Raw genomic sequence first — 22,746 nt, 5'->3', positions numbered from 1 at the left:
AATCCATGATCTTGAAAGACCGTATCGCCGTGGTGACGGGCGCCGGGTCGGGTATCGGCCGCGCCGGCGCGATGATCATGGCCAGGGAAGGGGCGCACGTGGTCATTGCCGACCGCGATCCGGCGGCCGGCGAAGCCACCGCTTCCGACATCCGCGAGGCTGGCGGCCGGGCCGAGGCGGTCGCCACCGATGTCGGCGACGATACGGCCGTCGAAGGCCTCATTGAGAGAACGCTCGGCAGGCATGGCCGGATCGACATCCTGCACAGCCATGCCGGCATCCAGATCGGCGGCCCGCTCACCGAAGTCGGCACCGACGGGATGGACGCCTCATGGCGGATCAATGTGCGGGCGCAATTCCTGGCGGCCAAGACCGTCATGCCGGCGATGATCGCGCAAGGCGGCGGTGTCATCCTCAACACGGCGTCCAATTCCGGCGTGTTCTACGACCGGGAGATGATCGCCTATACCACCTCCAAGCATGCCGTAGTGGCGATGACCAGGCAGATGTCGCTCGACTACGCCAAGCACAATGTGCGCATCAATGCGCTCTGCCCGGGCTGGGTCGACACGCCGTTCAACGCGCCGTTCATCACGCAGATGGGCGGGCGCGACGCGATCGAGAACTATGTCCGCACCAAGATCCCGATGGGGCGCTGGGCGAGCGCGGAGGAGATCGCGGAGGCGATCCTGTTCCTCGTCTCCGATCGCTCGTCCTTCATGACCGGTCAGGCGCTGGTGGTCGATGGCGGCGAGAGCATCGGCTGAGGCGCGCCTGGCAAATCGCCTACCGGTCGTTGGGATTTCCGAATGCCGGATCGCGGCGCCGCGAGTAGGTGTCGATGCGCGGCAGATCGTCGGCGAATTCCAGCCAAGGCAGCCGAAGGCGCCAATAGGCGTGGGCGTGCGGCTTGAACCGCTCCGGATGATCGAAGAAGCCGATCGTGACATAGAGTTCGTCGCTCAGCCCTTCGTCGCGATAGGTGATCGAGGTGCCGCATTTGTCGCAGAAGGTGCGAACGACGCCTTTCGTCCTCGAGAAGCTCCGGGGTTGGCCGCGCGTGAAGCGGAACTGGTCCGGGCGGTAGCCGACCCAGATGGTCAGCGGGCTGCCAATCGCGCGGCGGCAGTCATCGTCATGATCGAAGCAGATCCAGAACGGATCGCCCTGCATCTCGGCGGCAACCGCTCCGCAAAAACATGCGCCCGTGTCGCTCCTGCTTTCCATCTGATCGCTCCTGGTTGCTTCGGAATCGTTCTGTCGGCATGCGACGCATATGGGGAACAGTACAAGCAGGTACCCGGTTCCCTCCGCCCGTTTGGGCCAATAACGGGCAGCGGTTTCATGGGCGGGCTTGCGCGGCGCGCGCTGATCGGCCAAACCATGCCAGGTTCTCGACAAGGCTTGTCATGCGAGCGGTAGAAAGGCTTTCCACCACCCGGCCGTTTCCAGTTGCGGCCGCAACGGCGCGCGCTTTGGCGGAGCGCCGCTGATCATGCGCTGCTGCCGTCACGAAAACCTGCAGCGCGCGGAGGAGACCAAGGTCGGCTCGCATGTCGTTCGCGACGGCTGGACCGAAGGGGTGCAAGGCGCGCTGACCCGGCCTTCGGCCGGTCAACAGGCGGGCGCCTGTCCTCGGATAACGCAGCTTAGATAACGCCCCTACCGGAACGGACATGCCCGCCGAAGCGCTCTCTCCTTCGTATGGACATGACCAATGCCTGACAATCTGAACACCTCATTCGCCGGCGCGGACACCCAAAGCTGGCTGAAAACGCACGCGATCAACGAAGTCGAGTGTTTCGTGCCCGACGTCAACGGCGTGCTGCGCGGCAAGACCCTGCCGATGGCCAAGTTCCTGAAGTCGCTCGACGACCGCGCGCTCTATCTGCCGAGCAGCGCCTTCCTGGTCGCCATCGACGGCCGTTATTCCGGCTCCATCGACGAAGGCTTCGCCTACCAGGATCCGGACATGCGCATGGTGCCGGACGTTTCGAGCCTGTGCCTTGCGCCCGGCAGCGCCGGCAAAGCCTACGTTTTCGCCGACACGTTCCACATGGACGACCGGCCGTGGATGGCCTCGCCGCGCCATGTGCTGAAAGCCGTGCTCGACCTTTATGAGCAGCGCGGCTGGCGTGCGGTAATGGCGCCTGAGCTCGAATTCTACCTGACGGCGCCCAACCCCAACCCCGATCAGCCTTTGACCGCACCGATCGGGCGCAACGGGCGGCCGGAAAGCGTGCAGCATCCTTACGACATGCAGGCGATGGAGGAGTTCGAAGCGGTGACGCGGCAGCTCTATGAGCATGCCGCCATCACCGGCTTGCCGGTGGAGACGCTGATCCACGAATCCGGCACGGCGCAGCTCGAGATCAATCTGCTGCATGGCGATCCGCTGACGCTTGCCGACCAGGTGCTTCTGTTCAAGCGCCTGGCGCGGCAGATCGCGCAGGCGAACGGCATGCACGCCACCTTCATGGCCAAGCCGATCGCGGCGCAGGCGGGCAGCGCAATGCATCTGCACATGTCGATCGTCGACAGGAAGAGCGAGCCTTTGTTTGCCGGCGAAGACGGCGAGGACAGCGAGATGTTCGCGCACTTCATCGGCGGCCTGCAGAAATACATCCCTGAAATCATGCCGCTGTTTGCGCCGCATGCGAATTCCTACCGGCGCATCCGGCCCGGCCATAGCGCGCCGGCCAATATCGAATGGTCGCATGACAACCGCTCCTGCGGCCTGCGCGTGCCGCTGGGCGGCCGCGCCGCGCGCCGCATCGAGAACCGGCTGCCGGGGGCGGACGCCAACCCGTACCTTGCCATGGCCGGCTCGCTGATCGCCGGCTATCTCGGGATCGAGGAGAAGCTTGCGCGCTCGGAGGAGGCCTTCGGCAACGCCTATAAGAGCAAGAGCACACTGCCGAAGACGATGGAGGAAGCGCTTGATCGTTTCGCCGCCTGCGAGCCGGTGCGGGCGCTGCTCGGCGAGGATTTCTGCCAGACCTATCTGCGCGTGAAGAGCGTCGAGCTCGACCTGTTCCAGAGCGTCGTGACGTCCTGGGAACGCGACCATCTGCTGCTCAAAGTGTGACCATGGCTTCGGATTCAACAGGTTTCAATTCCGGTCTCGACATCGACAAGTCCTATTATGTCGCCACCGCCAATCCGGCGCCCGACCATCCGGCGCTTGCCGGCGACGTCGAGGCCGATCTGGTGGTGGTTGGCGGCGGCTGCACGGGTCTGTCGGCGGCGCTGCATGCGGCCGAGCGTGGGCTCAAGGTGGTGCTGCTCGAAGGCGGCAAGATCGGCTGGGGCGCCTCGGGCCGCAATGGCGGCCAGATGATCCCCGGCCTGCGCAAGGGCGCAAGAGGCCTGGTCAAAAGCTTTGGGCCGGAACGGGCAAAGGCGCTGTTCGATTTGGCCTTCGAGGCGCGCGGGCTGGTGCTCGATATCATCGAGCGCCACGGCGTCGAATGCGACTTGCGCCTGACCGGCCATCTGGTCGGCGCGGTCAGCGCTTCGGATATGCGCGACTTCGAGGAAGAGGCCGAATGCCTCGCCAAGGTCATGAATTTCACCGATGTCGAGATCCTGTCGGCGGCTGAGGCGCGGCAGATGGTCGACACGCCCTATCAGGGCGCGGTGTTCGAGCGGCTCGGCGGCCACATGCATCCGCTCAACTACACGCTGGGGCTTGCCCGCGCCGCTACCGCCGCCGGCGTCGTCATTCATGAGAACTCGGTCGCGGTGCGGCTGGAGCGCGAACCTTCCATCCGGGTGTTCACCGACGAGGGCTCGGTCCGCGCCAGGCATGTGGTGCTGGCCGGCGATGCGCTGCTGAAAGGGTTGGAGCCGCGTGTCAACAGCCGCATCATGCCGGTCGGCAATTACATCGTCGCCACCGAGCCTCTGGGCGAGCGCAATGTCATCCCGGCCAATGTCGCGGTCTCGGACACGCTGTTCGTCGTCAACTATTACCGGATGTCGGCGGACGGACGCCTACTGTTCGGCGGCGGCGAGCGCTACACGCCGTCGGCGCCGGCCGACATTGCCGCCTTCGTGCGGCCGCATATGGAGAAGACCTTTCCGCAGCTCAAGGGCTGCCGGATCGACCATGCCTGGGGCGGTCTGGTGTCCATCACCACGTCGCGCCTGCCGCATGTCGGGAATTACGGCGAGGTCTATTTCGCGCATGGCTATTCCGGCAAGGGCGTCATCCTGTCGACGCTGTCGGGCAAGCTCTTGGCGGAAGCGATCACGGGCGATGCCTCGCGGCTCGACCTGTTCTCGGCGCTGACGCCGCTGCCCTTCCCGGGCGGCACGGCGCTGCGCGGCCCGCTCTATGTGCTCGGCATGCTGTGGTATGCGATGCGCGATCGCTTAAGGCATTAAGGATCTATCGATATTCAGGTGAGGCCGGCCTGCAGCAGATCCTAGGCTGGCTTCCTGTACCCGGCGTGGCTAATGTCTTGGCGCCGGGGACGAGTCCCCGGCGTTCGCTACTTAATCGAAGGCAGCTCACAGGTCGCAGCAAGGGGCAGAGCTATGAATATCGAGGCGGGCCGGCTGACCAAGAAGGAGCGCCACGAGTTGATCCTGTCGGAGGTTCGGCGCTCGGCCTCGATCCGCATCTCGAAGCTTGCGCGCCGCATCGGCGTCGCCGGGGAGACCATCCGCCGCGACCTGATCGAGCTTGGCGATGCAGGGCTCATCAACCGTACCTATGGCGGCGCCACCATTTCACTGGTGACGTCGGAACCGGTGATCGCCGAACGCGGCCTCACAATGGTCGAGGAGCGGGCCCGTGTCGGACGAGGTGCGGCCGGACTGATCGAGAAAGGCAGCATCGTGATGATCGACGGCGGATCGACCACCTACGAGGTCGCGCGCAGCCTTTCGCAACACGGCCGGGACCTGACGATTATCACCAACTCCGTCGGCGTCGCCTCGGTGGCTGGCGCCAACTCCAGCTTCCGCGTCATCCTTTGCCCCGGCACCTATGACAGCCGCGAGGCGGCCGTGCTCGGCGAGGACACGGTCGAGTTCGTGCGCCGCTACAATGCCGACGTCGCCATCATCGGCGCCTCGGCGCTGAATGCCGAAGGGCCGAGCGACATGATCTCGGGCGCTGCGGCGGTGAAGCGCGCGATGATGGCACGGTCGCTGTCGACCATGCTGGTCGTGACCAACGACAAGTTCGGCCGCAGCGGCCTCGAACGCGTCTGCGCGCTGAGCGAGATTTCCGATGTCGTCACCGACAGCGAGCCGGCAGCCGAGATGCGCGCGGCGATCGACGAGGCAGGCGGCGAGCTGCACGTCTTTGCCGAGAGCTGAATAGGTTAAGCGTCGCGGTTTGTCAGCGCGATATGGCAGCAGCCGGAGCCATGACCCGGCGTCCAGGTGACATTGGAGAAGCGCACGCCGGTTGCCTCGAACAGATCGCGGTCGAAGGCGCCGGCGATGCGGCAGAGCGTGGCGAGTTTCTCCTCGCCGACGCCGGCCTCTATCCAGGCATCCTTCAGCGGGCAGCGCTTCACCTTGAAGGCGATGTGGCCAGGCCCGCGCTCGACATCGGTCGGATACATGCGCCCGCCATCCGGACTGACCGCCAGAAAGGCGTCGCCGATCGCCGGCGCATCATTGGGGCCGAAAGCGGCGAACGCCGCAGCCGCGACTTCCCGGCCGCGCTTCTCGATGGTGCGGATCATTAACGCCTCGGCTTTCTCGGCGCCAAGCTCGGCGGTCAGCTCGTCGAGGAAGAGACGATAGAGATCGGCGCGATTGCGGAAGGCGGAATCGAGCTCACGCGACAGTTTTTCGGCTCTGGCTGCTTCGGGATTGGTCATGGTGAGTCCTGATTTGTCGTTTGACCATGATCTGTCCGCAAACCGGTTCCCACTTTGGAGGATCATGGTCGGTTCCAGGTCAATCTTGGCGTCGCCTCGACCAGCGCCTTACCGATCGCCGATCGCGGGTTGGCGATGACGGCGCGGGCATCGCCGCTCTCGGCGATCCGGCCGGCGTCGAGGATGACGACGCGATGCGCCACGGCGCGGATGACGCCGAGATCATGCGAAATGAACAGATACGCGATCCGTTCCTGCCTTTGCAGGTCGAGCAGCAATTCCAGGATCTGGCCGCGCACCGAAACATCGAGCGCCGACACGGCTTCGTCGAGCACGATCAGCGACGGCCGCGTGGCGATGGCGCGGGCGATCGCCACACGCTGGCGCTGGCCGCCGGAAATCTCGTGGATGGCACGAGCCGCGAGACCGGCATCGAGGCCGACGCGCTCCAGCAGCGCCGCGATACGGCGCGGGCGCTCCGCATGTGGGGCAATGCCATGGATGCGCAACGGATCGTCAAGCACGCGCGCCACGGTGGCGCGTGGATTGAAGGCTGCGAGCGGATCCTGGAACACCATCTGGATGCGGGCGCGGCGCGCGCGCAAAGCGGCGCCGGATAGCGCGAGGAAGTCCGCGCCTTCGAAGTCGACGCGGCCGGCATCGGGCTCGATCAGCCGCAGCACCAGCCGCGCGATGGTGGATTTGCCGCTGCCGGATGGGCCGGCGAGCGCCAGCGTCTCCGCAGGCTCGATCTCGAAGGACACATCATCGACCGCCGCGAAGGGTTTTCCGCCGCGACGGTAGCGCTTGGCGAGACTGGAGACGGCCAGCACGGTCATGCCGAGGCGCCTTGCCGGTCAAGCAGCGGCTCGGCGTCGAGGCCGAGATGCGCATCGAGCAGGGCGCGCGTATAGGCATGGCGCGGCGCGTTGAGGATTTCATCGGTCTCGCCGAGTTCGACCAATTCGCCGTGGCGCAGCACCGCGATGCGATCGGCAAGCGTGGCGGCGAGCGCGATATCGTGGCTGATGAAAAGCAGCGTCATGCCGTCCTCGGCCACCAGCCGGCGGATCAGCGCGACGATCTCGGCCTGGACGATGGTGTCGAGCGCGCTCGTTGCTTCGTCGGCGATGAGCAGCTTCGGCCCAGCAGCGATTGCCGCAGCGATGGCCACCCGCTGCTTCTGGCCGCCGGACAGCTGGTGCGGGTAGACGTGGAGGACGGCTTCGGGGTCGGGAAGGCGGACGCGGTCGAGGAGGGTTTTGGCTTGGGCGAAGGAGTCAGGCCAGCTGAGGCCGAGATGGGTGTGGACGACTTCGGCGATCTGCTTGCCGATTGGCATGACCGGATCGAGGCTGGAAGAGGGGTCCTGGAAGACGAAGCCGATGTCGCGGCCAAGGAGGGGTCGAAAGTGCAGAGGCTGGCGATCCTTCGCACCCCCCTCTGTCCTGCCGGACATCTCCCCCGCAAGGGGGGAGATCAGGCCGTCATCTCCACTTTCGCCAATCGCCAGCGTTGCAGGAAGAGAGCCGACAGCGGAACCGCCAATCTCCCCCCTTGCGGGGGAGATGGCCGGCAGGCCAGAGGGGGGTGTGACGGAATGAGACGATTGAAGTTGGTTTGCTGACCATTCGATCGTTCCACCCACAACGGCACCCCTCGCCAACAGCCCAGCAACCGCCAGCGCCAACGTGCTCTTGCCCGAGCCGCTTTCGCCGATGATCGCCAGGCGCTCTCCGGTTTTCACATCCAGGCTGATGCCTTTCAGCGCCGACACCTCGACGCCGTCATGCCGGTACCGCACCGAAAGATAGCGAATCGAAAGCAGCGCGGTCACGACAGGCTCCTGCGCACAGCGGTGCTCTCCACAACGCCTTCGCCGGCGAGATAGACGCCAAGCACGGTCAGCACCAGCGCGATACCGGGAATGACCGACAAAAACGGCGCGGTGCGCAGCACCGCGCGGCCTTCGGCGATCATGCCGCCCCAGGTGACGCGGTTGGGATCGCCCAGGCCAAGGAAGGAGAGCGCGGCCTCGGTGAGGATCGCGGCGGCCACGATCACCGAGGATAGCGCCAGCACCGGCGGCAGCGCGTTGGGCAGCACCTCGCGAAAAGCAATCTCCAGCGGATGCATGCCGATGACGCGGGCGCCGGCGACGTAATCGCGCTCGCGGATCGACAGGACCTCCGCACGCGCCACCCGCGCGGGGCCGGTCCAGGCGCCGAGCGCGATCGCCGCGACGACGATGCCGAGCGAAGGCCCGACGATGCTGACGAAAGCGAGCGCGAGCAGGAAACTCGGCACGGTCTGAAAGGCGTCGGTGATGCGCATCAGCACTTCGTCGATCAGGCCGCTGGCGAAGCCGGCCAAAGTGCCGATCACCGAGCCGATGAGGAGCGCCGCGGCGGCCGCCGCCAGCCCCACCGCCAGCGACGTGCGGGCACCATGGAACAGCTCGGCCAGCACGTCGCGGCCGAGCCGGTCGGTGCCGAGCGGCAGCGACCAGTCCTGGAACGGCGGCAGCAGCGCCGGTCCGGCGATGGCCTGCGGGTCGCCGGGAAACAGCAGCGGCGCCGCCAGCGCCATCACAATGAGCAAGATGAGGATGATTGCGCCGGCGATTGCTTCCGGCGTGCGGAAGAAACGATGCAGGCGGCTCATGCGCTTGCCTCGCCGGCGCCGACGCGCGGGTCGAGGACAGCGTAGGTGAGATCGACCAGGAGGTTGATGACGAGGACCAGGACGGCGCTCACCAGGATGATGCCGAGCAGCAGCGGCGTGTCGCGCCCGGCGACGGCTTCCTGCGCCAGGCGGCCGAGGCCAGGCACGGCAAGGACGCTTTCGATGACGACGCTGCCGCCTAGCATCTGCGCCGATTGCAGGCCAAGCATGGTGACCAGCGGCAGGAGCGCATTGCGGGCAACATGGGCAAGCACGATGCGGCGGCGGGGCAGGCCCCTGGCGCGGGCGGCGAGGATAAAGTCTTGCCGCCAGGCCTCGGCCATGCCGGCACGCATCATGCGCAGATAGAGCGCTAGATAGATGAAGCCGAGCGCCGACACCGGCAGCACGAGATGGACGGCAATGTCGGTGGCGCGGGAAAATCCGGTTTTACCTGAGGCGATGGTCTCGATGCCGCCGATCGGCAGCCAGCGCAGGTCGACGGCGAAGATGACGATGAGCACTAGGCCGAGCCAGAAGCCGGGCACGGCATAAAGCGCCAGCGAGCCGATGGAGAGGAAGCGGTCGCGGACGCTGCCGGGTCTGGCGCCGGCATATATGCCGAGCGCCGAGCCGAGGCCGAAGGAGAGCGCGGTGGCGCTGCCCATCAGGATCAGCGTGGTCGGCAGGCGCTCGAAGATGATTTCGCGGATCGGCCGCGAGAAGGTGACGGACTGGCCAAGCTCGAGATGCAGCAGCGCCCAGAGATAATTGGCGAGGCGCGTCAGCTCCGACTGGTCGAGGCCCCAGCGGTGGCGTAGCAGTTCGATCATGCCGGCATCGCCGCCGGTCGAGACGACATAGGCGTCGACCGCGTCGCCGGGGGCGGCTTCGAGCAGCAGGAAGCTGCCGATGACGACGATGAGGAGCACGAAGACGCTGCCGACGACGCGGCGGCGCAGGAGGCGGAGGGCGCGGGTCATGGCGAAAGGACGCTGCTCGCAACCCTTCGAGATTGCGCTCTACGGCGCCCCCCTCTGTCCTGCCGGACATCTCCCCCTCTAGGGGGGAGATTTGCCATCACATAGGCTTTCGCCAATTTTCGACGCCGCAGGAATGAGCGAGGCGCGAGAACTGCCAATCTCCCCCCAAGAGGGGGAGATGTCCGGCAGGACAGAGGGGGGCGCGAAGGAACTCTCATTCTCAAAGCTGAGCACCCCGGCAGCCGATCCGCAAGGAGATCAGCCGGCCAAATAGGTGTCCGCCCAGTTCGATACTGCCCAGCGCGGGTTGTTGGCAATGTTGCCGACCGTCTCGCGGGCGACGGAGATGAAGCTCCACTCGGCGACGTTGATCAGCGGCAAATCGGCCGCGACCTTCTTCTGGAACTCCTTGTAGAGCTCGGTGCGAGCCGCTGTATCCAGCGTCTCCGATGCTTTCGCGATCAAAGCGTCGAGGTCGGCGTTCTTGTAACCGCCCTGGTTGGAAAAGGGCACGCCGTCGGGAATGCCGCTCTGCACCAGGATGGTGGTCGAGATTGCCGGGTCGCCGCGGAACACCGGCGGGCCGACGGCGAGGTCGAAGGCGTGGTCGGTGTAGACGGCCTTGACGTGCGCGGCGGAGTCGTTTTTGACGATCTCGGCGTCGATGCCGATCGCTGCGAGTGCCTGGCGCAGATAATCGCCGAACTGCTTCGTCTCGTTGAAGTAAGGCGCCGGCAGCAGCTTCAGCCCGAAGCGCTTGCCGTCGTCGGCGCGCTTGTAGCCGGCTTGGTCGAGCAGCGCATTGGCCTTGGCGACGTCGAAGGGATAGGTCGGCACGTCGGCGGTGTAGAATTGCGGATCGTTCTTCGGCACCGGGCCGGTTGCGGTCGCGGCGTAGCCGAGGAAGATCGTCTTGACGACGAAATCCTTGTCGATGGCATGCGCGATCGCCTGCCGCACTTTCAGATCGGCCAGCTCTTTGCGGCGGTGGTTGATCTCGACGACGAGCTGGTAGGTCAGCCCCTCATAGCCCTTGGTGATGACCTTCAGGCCTGGTACCTTGGAAATGCGGTCGAGGTCGGCGAGCGGCACGGCGGAGAAGGCGGCGAGCTGGATCTCTTCCGCCTCGAGCGCCGCTGCGGCGGACGTGCGATCGGGGAGCACCTGGTAGACGATCTCGTCGAGATAGGGCTCGTCCTTGCCCCAATAGGCGTCGTTCCTGGTCAGCCGGTAATATTGCCCGGCCTTGTATTCGGCGAACTTGAACGGACCGGTGCCGACCGGCGCGTTGTTGGCCGGGTTTTCCTCGATCTTGCCCACCTCATAGAGGTGCTTCGGCACGACGCTCGACAGCGCCGGCAGCGCATTGCGGATCAGCTGGAACGGCGTCGGCTTGGCGAATTTGAAGATCGCGGTCAGTTCGTCCGGCGTGTCGACCGCCTCCAGGTCCTTGAACACGGTGCGGCCGAGATTTTGCAGCGGCTTCCAGATCTGCAGCGCCGAGAAGGCGACGTCGGCGGAAGTGAAGGGCTTGCCGTCATGCCATTTGACGCCGTCGCGCAATTTGAAGGTCACCGACAGGCCGTCGGCAGCGCCTTCCCAGGAAAGCGCCAGCCGCGGCTGCAGCCCGTCCTTGCCGTCGAAGGCGGCTTCGGCCAGCGTCTCGACGATCTTGCTGGAGATGAAGAAGACGCCATTGGAGGCGACGATCGCCGGGTTGAGGTTGCGCGGCTCGGAATCCGCGGCGACGATCAGCCGGCCGCCCTTCTTGGGCATCTGCGCAAGGCCGATGGTCGGAAGCGCAGTGGAGGCCAGCAGCAGCGCCGAGCCGGCCAATAGGCCGCGGCGTGAAATCGTCAATTCGGACATCGCTCAAACTCCCCTCTTCGCGCCGTGGCAGGCGCGGCAATCCGGTGATTATGGCCCTTGGCAAAGGTTTCGCCAGAGACGGATTTGGCGCATCATGGCTTGGCTTTGAAATTTCCGTCCGCTGGACCAGCCAGCCGACGGAGGCTCTCATGCTCTTATCTGGTAGGACCAGATTACAGACAAGCGCGATCGGGATTTGGACGGAAAACGGATTTGGCGGGAAAGTGATCAATTCTGGCTGGACCAGAGTGGCCAAAAAGATGCAGATTTGGCCAACAGCCATACATCATGACTTTCGGCGCTCCTGCGGCCGATGAAAACAGGGAGAGGAAGATGAACATCGCTCCGGGCAAAACCGAGGTCAGCAATGTCCCGTTCGATCAGGCGCGGGTGGATCGGCTGATGGAAGACGCCGGCATCGACGTGCTCTTCGCCACCTCCAAGCACAACACGCAATATCTGCTCGGCGGCTACAAGTTCATCTTCTTCGCGGCGATGGATGCGATCGGTCACAGCCGCTATTTGCCGATCGTCCTTTATGAGAAGGGCGGGCCGGAACATGCGGCCTATATCGGCAACAAGATGGAAGGCGGCGAACATCAGAACCATCCGTTCTGGACGCCGACCTTGCATGCCGCCTGCTGGGGCACGCTCGATGCCGCCAATCTGGCGGTGGAGCATCTCAAGCAGATCGGCAAGGGGGCAGCCCGCATCGGCATCGAGCCGGGCTTCCTGCCGTCGGACGCCTACACGCTGATACGCAAGGCGCTGCCGGATGCAAAGCTGATCGACGCGACCGACATGCTGGAGCGTATGCGCGCCATCAAGACCGAGGCGGAGCTCGAACAGCTGCGCATCGCCTCCGAGCTGATCACCGATTCCATGCTGGCGACGATCGCCTGGGCGCGCGAGGGCACGAGCAAGACCGACATCATCGAGCAGCTCAGGCGCGAGGAGACCAATCGCGGCGCGCATTTCGAATATTGCCTGCTGACGCTGGGTTCCAGCCACAACCGCGCCGCGTCCAGCCAGGCCTGGAAGAAGGGCGAAGTGATGTCGATCGATTCCGGCGGCAACTATCACGGCTATATCGGCGACCTCTGCCGCATGGGCGTGCTTGGCGAGCCGGATGCGGAATTGGAGGATCTTCTGGCTGAAGTCGAGGCGGTGCAACAGGCGGCCTTTTCCAAGGTCAAGGCCGGCATACTGGGCGGCGACATGATCGCGCATGCGGAGAGCGCGCTGAAAGCCTCCAAGGTCGCGGCCTACACGGATTTCTTCGCGCACGGCATGGGGTTAATCACGCATGAGGCGCCGTTCCTGATGACCAATCACCCGGTCGCCTATGAGGGCACCTATGCAGCCAAGCCGCTGGAAAAGAACATGGTGCTGTCGGTCGAGACCACCATGCTTCACCCGTCGCGCGGCTTCATCAAGCTGGAGGACACGGTGGCCGTCACTGACGCCGGCTATGTGATGTTCGGCGACCGCGGGCGTGGGTGGAACAGGGGCGGGATTTCTTAAGGAGAAGGTCGGCGCTGCCCCTCATCCGCCCTTCGGGCACCTTCTCCCCGGTTGCGCTACGCTATGCACATATCTTCCGTAACTGGCGTGAGTGATCGACCTGAGGCTTGATTGCCAGGTGGTTCCCCCAATCCGTCGCTGCTTCGCAGCGCCACCTTTCCCCCCTCCGGAGGGAAAGGAAAGGAGCCTTGCTGGACGAGCGCTGACGGCAAAAAGCTTGGCGCCTTTCCTCTCCCCCGTCGATCGGGGGAGAGGTGGCTCGGCGAAGCCGAGACGGAGTGGGGGTCGACCAGCGCTGGAACGGGGAAAAGGAAACATCATCATTTGCCAGCCGGCAGCAGCCTGAAGTCCGGTAGCTCTCGCAGCGCGAGTTCCGGCCCAGCCGGCGAATAGACAACAAACAGCTGCATCGGCTGGTCGCCAGTGTTGAGCGTCGAGTGGAAGCGGCTTTCCGGCACGTAGATAGTGCAGCCGGGGCCGACCTTCGCTACTACCGGATTGCCGTTCTCATCCTCGACCATCTGTTCGCCATTGCCGGAGATGACGAAGATGATTTCCTCCGCGCCCGGATGGTTGTGGCGGGTGTGGCCTTTGCCCGGCGGCAAATCGACGACGCCGCCGGAGAAGCGCTCCGCGCCATTCACTTCCGGCGCGACGGTCAGCGACAGCTTGCCCCAGTCGAAGCCGAAGGCGCTGACATCCTTCGGGTAGACGAACACCTTGCTCCTGTCGGCCATTGCCTCATCCCTTCTTTTTCTTTGCTTCTGTCTTCCGGTCGCGAAGCGCGACCGCCTTGAAATCCGCCGTCTGCGTGGCGATCGCCGCTTCCGCCGGCAGCCGTTCCATCGAGCTTGCGCCGTAAAAGCCATGCAAGCCCTCGCAGCGTTCGAGAATGTAGCGCGCGTCGTCGGGCATCGAGATCGGTCCGCCATGGCAAAGCAGGATGACGTCCTTGCGAACCGAGCGCGCGGCATCGGCAATGGCGTCGATTTCCTTGACGCAGGCGTCGAGCGTTTTCGCCGAAGTGGCGCCGATCGAGCCGCCGGTGGTGACGCCCATATGGGCGACGACGATATCGGCGCCGGCTTTCGTCATGGCGCGCGCCTCGTCGGGGTTGAAGACGTAGGGCGTGGTGAGCAAGTCGAGCTTGCGCGCCTCGGCGATCATGTCGACCTCGAGCCCAAAACCCATGCCGGTCTCCTCGAAGCTCTGGCGCATGGTGCCGTCGAACAGGCCGACGGTCGGAAAATTCTGCACGCCGGAAAAGCCCATCGTCTTCAGCTCTGCGAGCAGAAGCGGCATGATGACAAAGGGGTCGGTGCCGTTGACGCCGGCCAGCACCGGCGTCTTCTTCACCACCGGCAGCACCTCATAGGCCATTTCCTTGACGATCTCGTTGGCGTTGCCGTAGGCGAGCAGGCCGGCGGCCGAGCCGCGCCCGGCCATGCGGTAGCGGCCGGAATTGTAGATGATGATCAGGTCGATGCCGCCGGCTTCCTCGGCCTTGGCCGACAGACCGGTGCCGGCGCCGCCGCCGACGATCGGCACGCAATCGGCGATCATCTTGCGGAATTTCTCCAGTATCGTTTTGCGCGGGATGGCAGCCATGCTTGTCGTCTCTCATGTCCTGGCGATGTCGAGAAATGCCTCGGCCGCGGCCTTGGCGAAGGCGGGGTCGTTGATGTGCAGCGGCAGGCGCGTGACGGTGCGGTTCCTGGTCGGCTCGATCGTGCGTTCGATGGCGTCAAACAGCTCGGCGTCGGCTTCCGGATCGAAGAACGCGCCGCCTTCGATATCGAGCGCCGAGACGCCCTTCTCCGGGATCAGGAAATGGACCGGACCGTCGCATCGGGCGAGGCGGCCGCCGATCCATTCGCCGATCCTGCGGCATTCCTCGGCCGTGGTGCGCATCAGCGTGACATTGGGATTGTGCTCGTAGAAGAGCCGCCCATGATATTTTTCCGGAATGGTCGGCGGCGCCCAGAAGTTCACCATGTCGAGCGCGCCGACCGAGCCGACATAGGGCAATTTCGTGCGCGCAATCGCGCCGAAGCGATCCTCGGTCGCCGGCAGCACGCCGCCGAACAGGAAATCGCAGACCTCGGTCGTGGTGATGTCGAGGACGCCGGCAAGCAGGCCGCTGTCGGCGAGCTTCTCCATCGAGCGGCCGCCGGTGCCGGTGGCGTGGAAGACCATACAGTCATAGTCGGGGCGCAATCGGTCGACGATCGCCGTCACACAGGGCGTGGTGACGCCGAACATGGTGAGTCCCAGCGCCGGCTTGCCGGCGGCGGCCGAGGCGGGCTTCGCGGCCATGCCGGCGATCGCCTGGGCGGCATTGTGCAGCACAATGCGGGAGAGCCTGTTCAGTCCCGCCATGTCGGTGACCGACGGCATCATGATGATGTCGGAGATGTCGACGTAAGGCGCGGTATCGCCGGAGGCCAATGTCGAGACCATGATCTTCGGCAGGCCGAGCGGCAGCGCCCGCATGCCGGCGGTGACGATCGAGGTGCCGCCGCCGCCGCCGATGCCGATCACCCCGGCGATGTCGTCACGTGACTGAATGAAATTGGCGAAGGCCGCGCCCATGCCGGCAACGGCGGTGCCGCGATCGTCGATGCCGAGAACAGCGCCGGCTCCCTTGGGATGATGCGCGGCGACCTCGCTGGCAGGGATATCCACCGGGACGGTCGCGCCTCGCGTGCCGATATCGACACGGACGACTGCGCCGCCGGCCTTGGCGACGGCATCGGCCAGGAAGGCGAGTTCCTCGCCTTTGGTGTCGGCGGTGCCGATCACATAAATGCGCTTCATCCGCGGTTCCCCGTCCGGCATGGCCGGCTTTGCCGCCGGCCTTTTTTGCCCCATCCTTAAGCTTCTCGGCAAAAGCCTCGTCGCTGGTGGGGACCGTATTTTTTGCCCCACCCTTAAGCTCCTCGGCAAAGCCTCGTCGCTGGTGGGGACCCGTTATTGACCGGCATTGCGCCATTGCAAATTTTTGAGACGCGCGTATCGTATTGATATGGATGTCTCACGTCAACAAGCCGCCTCCATCGATGACGCCGCACAGGCGCCGGCCGCCGAGAAGGGGCCGCGCGCCCGCACAAAGCGGCTGATGCTGGAAACGGCGACGAGGCTGATGCAATCAGGCATGACCCCTTCGGTCAGCGAGGTCGCGGAGGCGGCAGAGGTGTCGCGCGCCACCGCCTACCGGTATTTCCCGAGCCAGGCGGCGCTGGTGCAGGCCGTGGTCGATGAAGGGCTCGGCCCTATCCTTACCTGGAAGTCGACGTCCGACGATGCCGAGCGGCGCGTGGCAGATCTGTTCGCGACCGCGATGCCGCGCATCGAAGCCTTCGAGGCGACCTTCAAAGCGGCGCTGAAACTGTCCCTCGATCAATGGGCGCAGCGCCAGGCGGGCACGCTCGGATCCGAACCGGCCTTCATTCGCGGTCATCGCGTCGACCTGTTGAAGGATGCGATCGCGCCGCTCAAGGGACGCCTGAAGCCGCGCCAGCTCACGCGCCTTGCCCAGGCGCTGTCGCTGATGTTCGGCGTCGAGGTGGTAACGGTACTGAAGGATATCTGGGGGCTGAACAGCGCCGAGATGGTGTCGGTGGCGCAATGGGCGGCGGGCGCGCTGGTGCGCGCCGCAATGGCGGAATCGGAGGCGAAATCGGCAGGAATGGCTGCGGCGCCTGGGGCGACGATCGGGTAAATCTGGTTCGACCAGATTGTGAGGACGATTTTGAATGTTAAATGGGGTGAGCTGGCCCTTACAAGGGATCGGCGTATCAAGGAGTAGGAAAAACAAGGGAAAACAGGCAGATGCCATAATGGCGGCCTCGTTCGTCTGCGCCTAGCCTCCCAAGAAAGCGCTTGACGTCAAGCGGGAATTGGTAATACCAGATTTAGGACCGATAAAGCGGATCAAAGTGAAGGCTGCGATCCATTTCCGACAGGGTGGGAGGCCTGGACCGGAGAGGTGCCATCACAGGAGGAACTACCAAGGCCGGCTTCGCCGCCGGCTCGCATGAGACGGTAGAATGCGCACAAGGGAGGAAAACTATGCGCAAGATTATGACCAGCGTGATTGCTGGTATTGGGCTGGCGCTTGCCTGCGGGACATCCGTCCGCGCGCAGGATAAAGAACTCACCATCTTCTGGGCGGAATGGGACCCGGCGAACTACCTGCAGGAACTCGTCAACGACTACACGGCCGAAACTGGCGTGAAGGTCACCGTTCAGACAACGCCGTGGCCCGACTTCCAGACCAAGGCCTTCACCGAGTTCAACGCGCATGGCGACGCCTACGACATGGTCGTCGGCGACTCGCAATGGCTGGGCGCCGGTTCGACGCAAGGCCACTATGTCGACCTGACCGACTTCTTCAACCAGCACAAGCTTGGCGACGTGATGGCGCCCGCGACCATCAAGTATTACGCCGAATACCCGGGCGGTTCCAGCAAGTACTGGGCGATCCCGCTGGAAGGCGACGCGATCGGCTGGTCCTATCGCAAGGACTGGTTCGAGGACCCGAAGGAGAAGGAAGCCTTCAAGGCCAAATACGGTTACGACCTCGCGGTGCCGACGACCTATGCGCAGCTGCGCGATATCGCCGAGTTCTTCCACCGTCCGGACCAGAAGCGGTACGGCGTGGCCATCTACACCGACAATTCCTATGACGCGATGGCGATGGGCGTCGAAAGCGCCATCTTCAGCTATGGCGGCGATCTCGGCGACTACGCGACCTACAAGGTCGACGGCATCACCAACTCCAAGGAAGCCGCCGCCGGCCTCGACATGTACAAGCAACTCTACAAGTTCACGCCTCCGGGCTGGGGCAAGACCTTCTTCGTGGAAGACAACCAGGCGATCACCGGCGGCCTGGCCGCGATGAGCATGAACTTCTTCGCCTTCTTCCCGCCGCTGGTGAACAAGGCCACCAACCCCTACGCCGACGTCACCGGCTTCTTCGCCAATCCGGCCGGCCCGGACGGCAAGCGCTTCGCCGCGCTCGGCGGCCAGGGCATCTCGGTCGTCTCGTATTCGAAGAACAAGGACGAGGCGATGAAGTTCCTCGAGTGGTTCATCAAGGACGAGACCCAGAAGAAGTGGGCCGAGCTTGGCGGCTACACCTGCAGCCAGGCCGTGCTGAAGTCCGAGGCCTTCCAGAACGCGACGCCCTACAACAAGGCGTTCTACGACACGATGTTCATGGTCAAGGACTTCTGGGCAACGCCTGAATACGCCGAAGTGCTCGATCAGCTGAACCAGAACATCTATCCATTTGTGGTCGGCGGCAAGGGTACCGCCCAGGAGGCGCTCGACAAGACGGCCGCCGACTGGAAGGCGACCTTCACCAAATACAATCGTTACAAGTAAGCATCGCAGTCAGAATGCCGGAGGAGGTTTCCCCCTCCGGCATTCCTGTTTTCAGGAGACAAAGTTGGCTTCGGTAGCCCTTACCAATCTTGATCCAGCGTCCAGGGCCGCCGCTCGCGGCTGGTCCGATCTGACCATCCGCAACCTGTTCATCATCCCGACGCTGGTCTTTCTGATCGTCTTCAACATTTTCCCGCTGATCTATTCGCTCGGCTATTCCTTCACGAACTTCGCCGCGAACCGCAGCGAACCCTGGCAGTTCGTCGGCTTGCAGAACTATCGCGAGCTGCTGAGCGACGATCATATCTGGTCGAACTTCGTCATCACCGCCAAATACGTGATCGTTTCGGTGGCTGGGCAGATGATCGTCGGCTTCGGCCTTGCGCTTCTGCTCAACCGCAGCTTTCCGATGAAGGGCCTGATCACCACGCTGCTGCTGCTGCCGATGATGATGTCGGCGGCGGTCGTCGGCCTGTTCTGGCAATTGCTCTACAGCCCGTCCTGGGGACCGATCAACTATGTCTTCGGCCTTGGCGACTTCGCCTGGCTCTCCAATCCCGACAGCGCGCTCTACGCGGTCGCGATCACCGATATCTGGATGTGGTCGCCTTTCGTCATGCTGCTGTCGCTCGCCGGTCTCTCGGCCGTGCCGCAGCATCTCTACGAGGCGGCCGCGATCGACCGCGCCGGGTGGTGGTACACCTTCACTCGCATCACCTTGCCGCTGGTCTCGCCGATCCTTCTGATCGCGCTGATCTTCCGGACCATGGAAGCCTTCAAGACCTTCGACATCGCCTACACGATGACCACCCAGCCGACCGCCGAGCTGATCGCGATCCGGCTCTACAAGCAGGCCTTCCAGCAATGGGATACGGGCAAGTCCTGCGCGCTGGCCTACATCGTGCTGATCATGGTGCTGGCGATCACCAACCTCTACGTGAAGTATCTCAACAAGGTGAAGGAGCGCTGACATGGCCGCCGTCCGCACTTCTTCCGAGGTCGCCTTCAACCGCATCGCCATCGCCGCGGTGCTGATCGCGACGCTGATCTTCCTGGCACCGATCTACTGGATCGCCTCGACGGCCTTCAAGCCGAAGGAGCTCGCCGTCAGCGTCCCGCCCACCGTGCTGTTCGAGCCTGAGGTGACGCCGTTCGTGCGGCTCTTCACCAAGCGCGTGCAGATGCAGAAGCCCGTCGATCCGCAAGTCTACGATGCCGCGCCCTGGTGGGAAAAACGCATCTATGACGGCGGCGAGCGGGTTCTCAAGGTCGGCAAGGACGTGCAGCTTTCGCAATATCCCGACCGGTTCATGAACAGCCTGATCGTGGCGGTGATCAGCACGGTGCTGGCTGTGGGCATGGGAACCTTCACCGCCTATGGCTTCTCACGCTTCAAGATCGCGGGCGAGGCGGACCTGCTCTTCTTCATCCTGTCGACCCGCATGCTGCCGCCGGTGGTGGTCGCAATCCCAATGTTCCTGATGTACCGGATGGTCGGCCTCAACGATTCGCATATCGGCCTGATCATCCTCTACGTCGCCTTCAACCTGTCCTTCTCGGTCTGGCTGATGAAGGGCTTCATGGACGAGATCCCGAAGGAGTATGAGGAGGCGGCACTCGTCGACGGCTACACGCGCATGCAGGCCTTCTTCAAGATCGTGCTGCCGGAGGCGGCGACGGGCATCGCGGCGACTGCCGTGTTCTGCTTCATCACTGCCTGGAACGAATACGCCTTTGCGCTGATCATGACCAACCGGCGCGCCCAGACGGCGCCGCCCTTCATCCCCTCGCAGATCGGCTCCGGCCTGCCGGACTGGACGACGATCGCGGCGGGTACCTTCCTGTTCCTGTTGCCGGTCGCAATCTTCACCTTCCTGCTGCGCAACCATCTGCTTCGCGGCGTGACGTTCGGAGCAATCCGCAAATGAGTTTTCGCTCCACCAACGAGAAGTACCTGCTGCCGGCCTCGCAAATCCTCATGGTGCTGGGCATCGTAGCGCTCTGCCAACCATGGAGCCTCGGCCTGCATTCATACGGTGTGACGATCATTCTGATCGGGCTGATCGGCTTCAACATCACGTCCAAGATCGCACCGGAGCAGAGCGAGGAAACCGGCGCCGCGACGCATGAGGGAGCCCGCCAGTGACGCAGATCGAACTTCGCGGCATCGAGAAATTCTTCGGTGCCGTCCAGGTCATCCATAATCTGAACCTGGCCATCGCCGACAACGAGTTCATCGTGCTGCTCGGCCAGTCGGGCTGCGGCAAGACCACGACGCTGCGCGCCGTGGCAGGGCTGGAGACGATCGACCAGGGCGACATCCTGATCGACGGCAAGCCGGTGCAGCACCTCAAGGCGGCCGACCGCGACATCGCCATGGTGTTCCAGTCCTTCTCGCTCTACCCGCATATGACGGTGTTCGAGAACGTCGCCTTTCCTCTGCGTGCAATGCGCATGAGCAGCGGCGAAGTCGACAAGTCCGTGCGCGAGGTCGCGCGGGTCCTGCGCATCACCGATCTGCTCGACAAGAGGCCGTCGGCGCTCTCCGGTGGCGACATGCAGCGCGTGGCCATCGGTCGTGCGCTGGTGCGGCGCCCGAAGGCGATGCTGATGGACGAGCCGATCGGCGCGCTCGACGCCAAGCTGCGCGAGGAGATGCGCGCCGAGATCAAGCGCCTGCACGTCAAGCAAGGGTCGACCACGATCTATGTCACGCACGACCAGATCGAGGCGATGAGCCTCGCCGACCGCATCGTCATCATGCATGAAGGCTTCATCCAGCAGGTCGGAACGCCGGATGAGGTCTATTCGCATCCGGCAAACCTGTTCGTGGCGCAGTTCGTCGGCAGCCCGGTGATGAACATCGCCGAGGTCAATGTCGCGGATCAGGCGGGCACTGCCTCCGTAACCGTCGGCGATGCGCCGGCTGGTTTCGAGTTCCCGCGCCAGCTCCTGTCCAAGCTCAACGGTCATGCAGCCAATGGCGGCCTGACGCTCGGCATCCGCCCGGAGGGCGTACTCGTGCGGCACGATGCGGCGCCCGGCTACATGCCAGTCGAGGCGAGCATCATCGAGCCGCTCGGGTCCTTCGACATTGTCGATCTCAGGCTCGGCTCCACGATGCTGCGCGCCCGCACCAAGGCGGGCTACGTCTCGGGCCCCGGTGAGAAAGTCCATGTCCGCATCGATCCCGAGCAGGCGCACTTTTTCGACACGGCAAGCGGCAAGTCGCTGGGAGTAAGGCTGTAATGGCCCATATCGAACTGAAGAACATCACCAAGAAATACGGCAGCCACACCGCGCTGACGGGTCTGAACCTCGACATAGCCGACGGCGAGTTCTTCGTGCTGCTTGGCGAGACCGGCGCCGGCAAGACGACGACGCTACGCCTGATCGCCGGACTGGATAAGCCGACCGAGGGGCAGGTTCTCATCGACGGCGTCGACGTCGCCGACTGGGGCGCGGCCGAGCGCGACGTCGCGCTGGTGCTGCAGCAATATTCGCTTTATCCGCGCTACACTGTGCGGCAGAACCTCGAATTTCCGCTGAAGCCGAAGATCCGCCGGCTGCCGGACGCCGAGATCAAGGACCGTGTCGCGCGCGCCGCCCGCACGCTCAGGATCGAACATCTGCTCGACCGCAAGACCGACCGGCTTTCCGGCGGCGAGATGCAGCGCGTCTCGATCGGCCGAGCGATCGTGCGCAAGCCGCGCGTGTTCCTGATGGACGAGCCGCTCTCGGCGCTCGACGCCAAGCTGCGCGAAGCGCTGCGCACGGAGCTGAAGAACCTTCAGATGCAACTCGGCGCCACGTTCCTGTTCGTCACGCACGACCAGATCGAGGCCATGTCGATGGGAGACAAGGTCGGCGTGCTCAACCATGGCCGCATCGTGCAGACGGGCACGCCGCATGAGATCTACAACAATCCGCGCGACACCTATGTCGCGAGCTTCGTCGGCTCGCCGCCGATGAACCTCATCGATGGCAGGCTGGTCAACGACCGCGCGGTGATGGCGCCGGTGAATTTCGAACTGCCGCTCACAATTGGCGCCAAGAGCTTTGGCGGGGGCAGGACGAGCGGCGCGGCCGACGGTCGCCCGCTCGTCTTCGGCATCCGTCCGGAGGACGTCTATCTGGAGAGCGGGGCTCCGGTCGAGGCACGCGTGCACGATGTCGAGAACCATGGCGTGGAAAAGATCCTGACGCTCAGGGTCGGCGACACGATGCTGCGGGCCACGGTGCCGGCCAGGACCGACGTGGCTATCGAAGAGCCGGTGCGCTTTGCCTGGAACCCCGACAAGGTGGTGATGTTCGATAAAGGCAGCGGTGTGAGCCTGCGGCACGCCGGATAGAAGTCTTAGCCTGCTGACTTGCTCGCGGCGCTGTGGCCTTCCTGATGGGGCCCAAGCAGGCCGCCGAATAGGCCAGCCCGCTCGCCCTCGCGAGTATCGGCCCCGGCGGCTCTCACGAGCGCC

The 22,746-nt window shown here is 64.3% G+C and carries 22 protein-coding genes; 12 read left to right on the top strand and 10 right to left on the bottom strand.

Annotation, left to right across the window (positions count from 1 at the left end; genetic code table 11):
- Positions 1 to 5: 5 nt before the first annotated feature.
- Complete coding sequence (locus LB535_RS22210) at positions 6 to 767, top strand: SDR family NAD(P)-dependent oxidoreductase (protein ID WP_224633697.1); 762 nt, start codon at positions 6 to 8, stop codon at positions 765 to 767.
- Positions 768 to 786: 19 nt separating this feature from the next.
- On the opposite strand, the gene LB535_RS22205 is transcribed toward LB535_RS22210, so the two are convergent.
- A complete protein-coding gene (locus LB535_RS22205; protein ID WP_224633696.1) occupies positions 787 to 1,227 on the bottom strand; it encodes a GFA family protein in 441 nt (146 codons plus the stop codon).
- Between the two features lie 490 nt (positions 1,228 to 1,717).
- On the opposite strand from LB535_RS22205, the gene LB535_RS22200 reads away from it, so the two are divergent.
- From LB535_RS22200 to LB535_RS22190, 3 genes are all read left to right on the top strand, one after another.
- Entirely contained in the window at positions 1,718 to 3,088 is a 1,371-nt protein-coding gene (locus LB535_RS22200) for a glutamine synthetase family protein (protein ID WP_224633695.1), read from the top strand.
- Positions 3,089 to 3,090: 2 nt separating this feature from the next.
- Positions 3,091 to 4,389 (top strand): NAD(P)/FAD-dependent oxidoreductase, encoded by a 1,299-nt coding sequence (locus tag LB535_RS22195; RefSeq protein ID WP_224633693.1) that lies wholly within the window; start codon positions 3,091 to 3,093, stop codon positions 4,387 to 4,389.
- Positions 4,390 to 4,542: 153 nt separating this feature from the next.
- Entirely contained in the window at positions 4,543 to 5,331 is a 789-nt protein-coding gene (locus tag LB535_RS22190; RefSeq protein WP_224633692.1) for a DeoR/GlpR family DNA-binding transcription regulator, read from the top strand.
- A 5-nt stretch (positions 5,332 to 5,336) separates the two neighbouring features.
- Here the strand turns inward: LB535_RS22190 and LB535_RS22185 are convergent, their stop codons facing one another.
- The 6 genes from LB535_RS22185 to LB535_RS22160 all read right to left on the bottom strand — a co-directional run bounded on the left by LB535_RS22185 (position 5,337) and on the right by LB535_RS22160 (position 11,359).
- Positions 5,337 to 5,843 carry an L-2-amino-thiazoline-4-carboxylic acid hydrolase gene (locus LB535_RS22185; RefSeq protein ID WP_224633691.1) on the bottom strand — a complete coding sequence of 169 codons (507 nt, stop codon included), beginning with the start codon at positions 5,841 to 5,843 and terminating at the stop codon, positions 5,337 to 5,339.
- Positions 5,844 to 5,905: 62 nt separating this feature from the next.
- Positions 5,906 to 6,682 carry an ABC transporter ATP-binding protein gene (locus LB535_RS22180; protein ID WP_224633689.1) on the bottom strand — a complete coding sequence of 259 codons (777 nt, stop codon included), beginning with the start codon at positions 6,680 to 6,682 and terminating at the stop codon, positions 5,906 to 5,908.
- Entirely contained in the window at positions 6,679 to 7,680 is a 1,002-nt protein-coding gene (locus tag LB535_RS22175; protein WP_318012331.1) for an ABC transporter ATP-binding protein, read from the bottom strand. Before LB535_RS22175 ends, LB535_RS22180 begins: the two co-directional genes overlap by 4 nt.
- Positions 7,677 to 8,507, bottom strand: coding sequence for an ABC transporter permease (locus tag LB535_RS22170; RefSeq protein WP_224633688.1), 831 nt, complete (start codon positions 8,505 to 8,507; stop codon positions 7,677 to 7,679). The genes LB535_RS22175 and LB535_RS22170 overlap by 4 nt, the downstream gene beginning before the upstream one ends.
- Positions 8,504 to 9,490, bottom strand: a complete 987-nt coding sequence (locus LB535_RS22165) for an ABC transporter permease (RefSeq protein WP_224633687.1) — start codon at positions 9,488 to 9,490, stop codon at positions 8,504 to 8,506. Before LB535_RS22165 ends, LB535_RS22170 begins: the two co-directional genes overlap by 4 nt.
- Positions 9,491 to 9,748: 258 nt before the next feature.
- Positions 9,749 to 11,359 (bottom strand): ABC transporter substrate-binding protein, encoded by a 1,611-nt coding sequence (locus LB535_RS22160; protein ID WP_224633686.1) that lies wholly within the window; start codon positions 11,357 to 11,359, stop codon positions 9,749 to 9,751.
- A gap of 333 nt (positions 11,360 to 11,692) precedes the next feature.
- Here LB535_RS22160 and LB535_RS22155 point away from each other — a divergent pair, with 333 nt between their 5' ends.
- Complete coding sequence (locus LB535_RS22155; protein WP_224633684.1) at positions 11,693 to 12,883, top strand: M24 family metallopeptidase; 1,191 nt, start codon at positions 11,693 to 11,695, stop codon at positions 12,881 to 12,883.
- A gap of 320 nt (positions 12,884 to 13,203) precedes the next feature.
- Here LB535_RS22155 and LB535_RS22150 read toward each other — a convergent pair whose 3' ends face one another.
- From LB535_RS22150 to LB535_RS22140, 3 genes are read right to left on the bottom strand one after another with little or no spacing between them, the layout of a single operon-like run.
- Positions 13,204 to 13,620: a cupin domain-containing protein gene (locus LB535_RS22150; protein ID WP_224633683.1), complete on the bottom strand. Its 417-nt coding sequence runs from the start codon at positions 13,618 to 13,620 to the stop codon at positions 13,204 to 13,206.
- Positions 13,621 to 13,624: 4 nt separating this feature from the next.
- On the bottom strand, positions 13,625 to 14,491 hold the full coding sequence (locus LB535_RS22145; RefSeq protein ID WP_224633681.1) for a phosphoenolpyruvate hydrolase family protein: 867 nt from the start codon (positions 14,489 to 14,491) through the stop codon (positions 13,625 to 13,627).
- Positions 14,492 to 14,503: 12 nt separating this feature from the next.
- Positions 14,504 to 15,700, bottom strand: coding sequence for a Tm-1-like ATP-binding domain-containing protein (locus LB535_RS22140; RefSeq protein ID WP_224633680.1), 1,197 nt, complete (start codon positions 15,698 to 15,700; stop codon positions 14,504 to 14,506).
- A 208-nt stretch (positions 15,701 to 15,908) separates the two neighbouring features.
- Here LB535_RS22140 and LB535_RS22135 point away from each other — a divergent pair, with 208 nt between their 5' ends.
- From LB535_RS22135 to LB535_RS22105, 7 genes are all read left to right on the top strand, one after another.
- The gene (locus tag LB535_RS22135) at positions 15,909 to 16,604 is read left to right on the top strand and encodes a TetR/AcrR family transcriptional regulator (protein WP_224606773.1); all 696 of its coding nucleotides are present in this window, start codon (positions 15,909 to 15,911) and stop codon (positions 16,602 to 16,604) included.
- Between the two features lie 350 nt (positions 16,605 to 16,954).
- Entirely contained in the window at positions 16,955 to 18,271 is a 1,317-nt protein-coding gene (locus tag LB535_RS22130) for an ABC transporter substrate-binding protein (protein WP_140845147.1), read from the top strand.
- A gap of 64 nt (positions 18,272 to 18,335) precedes the next feature.
- Positions 18,336 to 19,241 carry a carbohydrate ABC transporter permease gene (locus LB535_RS22125; protein WP_095769195.1) on the top strand — a complete coding sequence of 302 codons (906 nt, stop codon included), beginning with the start codon at positions 18,336 to 18,338 and terminating at the stop codon, positions 19,239 to 19,241.
- Position 19,242: 1 nt separating this feature from the next.
- Positions 19,243 to 20,199, top strand: coding sequence for a carbohydrate ABC transporter permease (locus LB535_RS22120; protein ID WP_095769196.1), 957 nt, complete (start codon positions 19,243 to 19,245; stop codon positions 20,197 to 20,199).
- Entirely contained in the window at positions 20,196 to 20,417 is a 222-nt protein-coding gene (locus LB535_RS22115) for a hypothetical protein (RefSeq protein ID WP_095769197.1), read from the top strand. Before LB535_RS22120 ends, LB535_RS22115 begins: the two co-directional genes overlap by 4 nt.
- Positions 20,414 to 21,520 carry an ABC transporter ATP-binding protein gene (locus LB535_RS22110; protein WP_095769198.1) on the top strand — a complete coding sequence of 369 codons (1,107 nt, stop codon included), beginning with the start codon at positions 20,414 to 20,416 and terminating at the stop codon, positions 21,518 to 21,520. Before LB535_RS22115 ends, LB535_RS22110 begins: the two co-directional genes overlap by 4 nt.
- On the top strand, positions 21,520 to 22,623 hold the full coding sequence (locus tag LB535_RS22105) for an ABC transporter ATP-binding protein (RefSeq protein WP_095769199.1): 1,104 nt from the start codon (positions 21,520 to 21,522) through the stop codon (positions 22,621 to 22,623). Before LB535_RS22110 ends, LB535_RS22105 begins: the two co-directional genes overlap by 1 nt.
- Positions 22,624 to 22,746 lie beyond the last annotated feature (123 nt).

This window comes from Mesorhizobium sp. CA10 (assembly GCF_020165285.1).
Taxonomy (GTDB): domain Bacteria; phylum Pseudomonadota; class Alphaproteobacteria; order Rhizobiales; family Rhizobiaceae; genus Mesorhizobium.
This window is presented reverse-complemented; position numbering and strand designations above follow the sequence as displayed.

What these genes read in the sequence shown, in the direction of transcription:
- LB535_RS22155 (WP_224633684.1), top strand. Translation starts at nt 11,693, where the DNA reads ATGAACATCGCTCCGGGCAAAACCGAGGTCAGCAATGTCCCGTTCGAT.
- LB535_RS22165 (WP_224633687.1), bottom strand. Translation starts at nt 9,490, where the DNA reads ATGACCCGCGCCCTCCGCCTCCTGCGCCGCCGCGTCGTCGGCAGCGTC.
- LB535_RS22145 (WP_224633681.1), bottom strand. Translation starts at nt 14,491, where the DNA reads ATGGCTGCCATCCCGCGCAAAACGATACTGGAGAAATTCCGCAAGATG.
- LB535_RS22105 (WP_095769199.1), top strand. Translation starts at nt 21,520, where the DNA reads ATGGCCCATATCGAACTGAAGAACATCACCAAGAAATACGGCAGCCAC.
- LB535_RS22160 (WP_224633686.1), bottom strand. Translation starts at nt 11,359, where the DNA reads ATGTCCGAATTGACGATTTCACGCCGCGGCCTATTGGCCGGCTCGGCG.
- LB535_RS22150 (WP_224633683.1), bottom strand. Translation starts at nt 13,620, where the DNA reads ATGGCCGACAGGAGCAAGGTGTTCGTCTACCCGAAGGATGTCAGCGCC.
- LB535_RS22180 (WP_224633689.1), bottom strand. Translation starts at nt 6,682, where the DNA reads ATGACCGTGCTGGCCGTCTCCAGTCTCGCCAAGCGCTACCGTCGCGGC.
- LB535_RS22205 (WP_224633696.1), bottom strand. Translation starts at nt 1,227, where the DNA reads ATGGAAAGCAGGAGCGACACGGGCGCATGTTTTTGCGGAGCGGTTGCC.
- LB535_RS22115 (WP_095769197.1), top strand. Translation starts at nt 20,196, where the DNA reads ATGAGTTTTCGCTCCACCAACGAGAAGTACCTGCTGCCGGCCTCGCAA.
- LB535_RS22185 (WP_224633691.1), bottom strand. Translation starts at nt 5,843, where the DNA reads ATGACCAATCCCGAAGCAGCCAGAGCCGAAAAACTGTCGCGTGAGCTC.
- LB535_RS22200 (WP_224633695.1), top strand. Translation starts at nt 1,718, where the DNA reads ATGCCTGACAATCTGAACACCTCATTCGCCGGCGCGGACACCCAAAGC.
- LB535_RS22135 (WP_224606773.1), top strand. Translation starts at nt 15,909, where the DNA reads ATGGATGTCTCACGTCAACAAGCCGCCTCCATCGATGACGCCGCACAG.
- LB535_RS22195 (WP_224633693.1), top strand. Translation starts at nt 3,091, where the DNA reads ATGGCTTCGGATTCAACAGGTTTCAATTCCGGTCTCGACATCGACAAG.
- LB535_RS22190 (WP_224633692.1), top strand. Translation starts at nt 4,543, where the DNA reads ATGAATATCGAGGCGGGCCGGCTGACCAAGAAGGAGCGCCACGAGTTG.
- LB535_RS22120 (WP_095769196.1), top strand. Translation starts at nt 19,243, where the DNA reads ATGGCCGCCGTCCGCACTTCTTCCGAGGTCGCCTTCAACCGCATCGCC.
- LB535_RS22170 (WP_224633688.1), bottom strand. Translation starts at nt 8,507, where the DNA reads ATGAGCCGCCTGCATCGTTTCTTCCGCACGCCGGAAGCAATCGCCGGC.
- LB535_RS22210 (WP_224633697.1), top strand. Translation starts at nt 6, where the DNA reads ATGATCTTGAAAGACCGTATCGCCGTGGTGACGGGCGCCGGGTCGGGT.
- LB535_RS22130 (WP_140845147.1), top strand. Translation starts at nt 16,955, where the DNA reads ATGCGCAAGATTATGACCAGCGTGATTGCTGGTATTGGGCTGGCGCTT.
- LB535_RS22140 (WP_224633680.1), bottom strand. Translation starts at nt 15,700, where the DNA reads ATGAAGCGCATTTATGTGATCGGCACCGCCGACACCAAAGGCGAGGAA.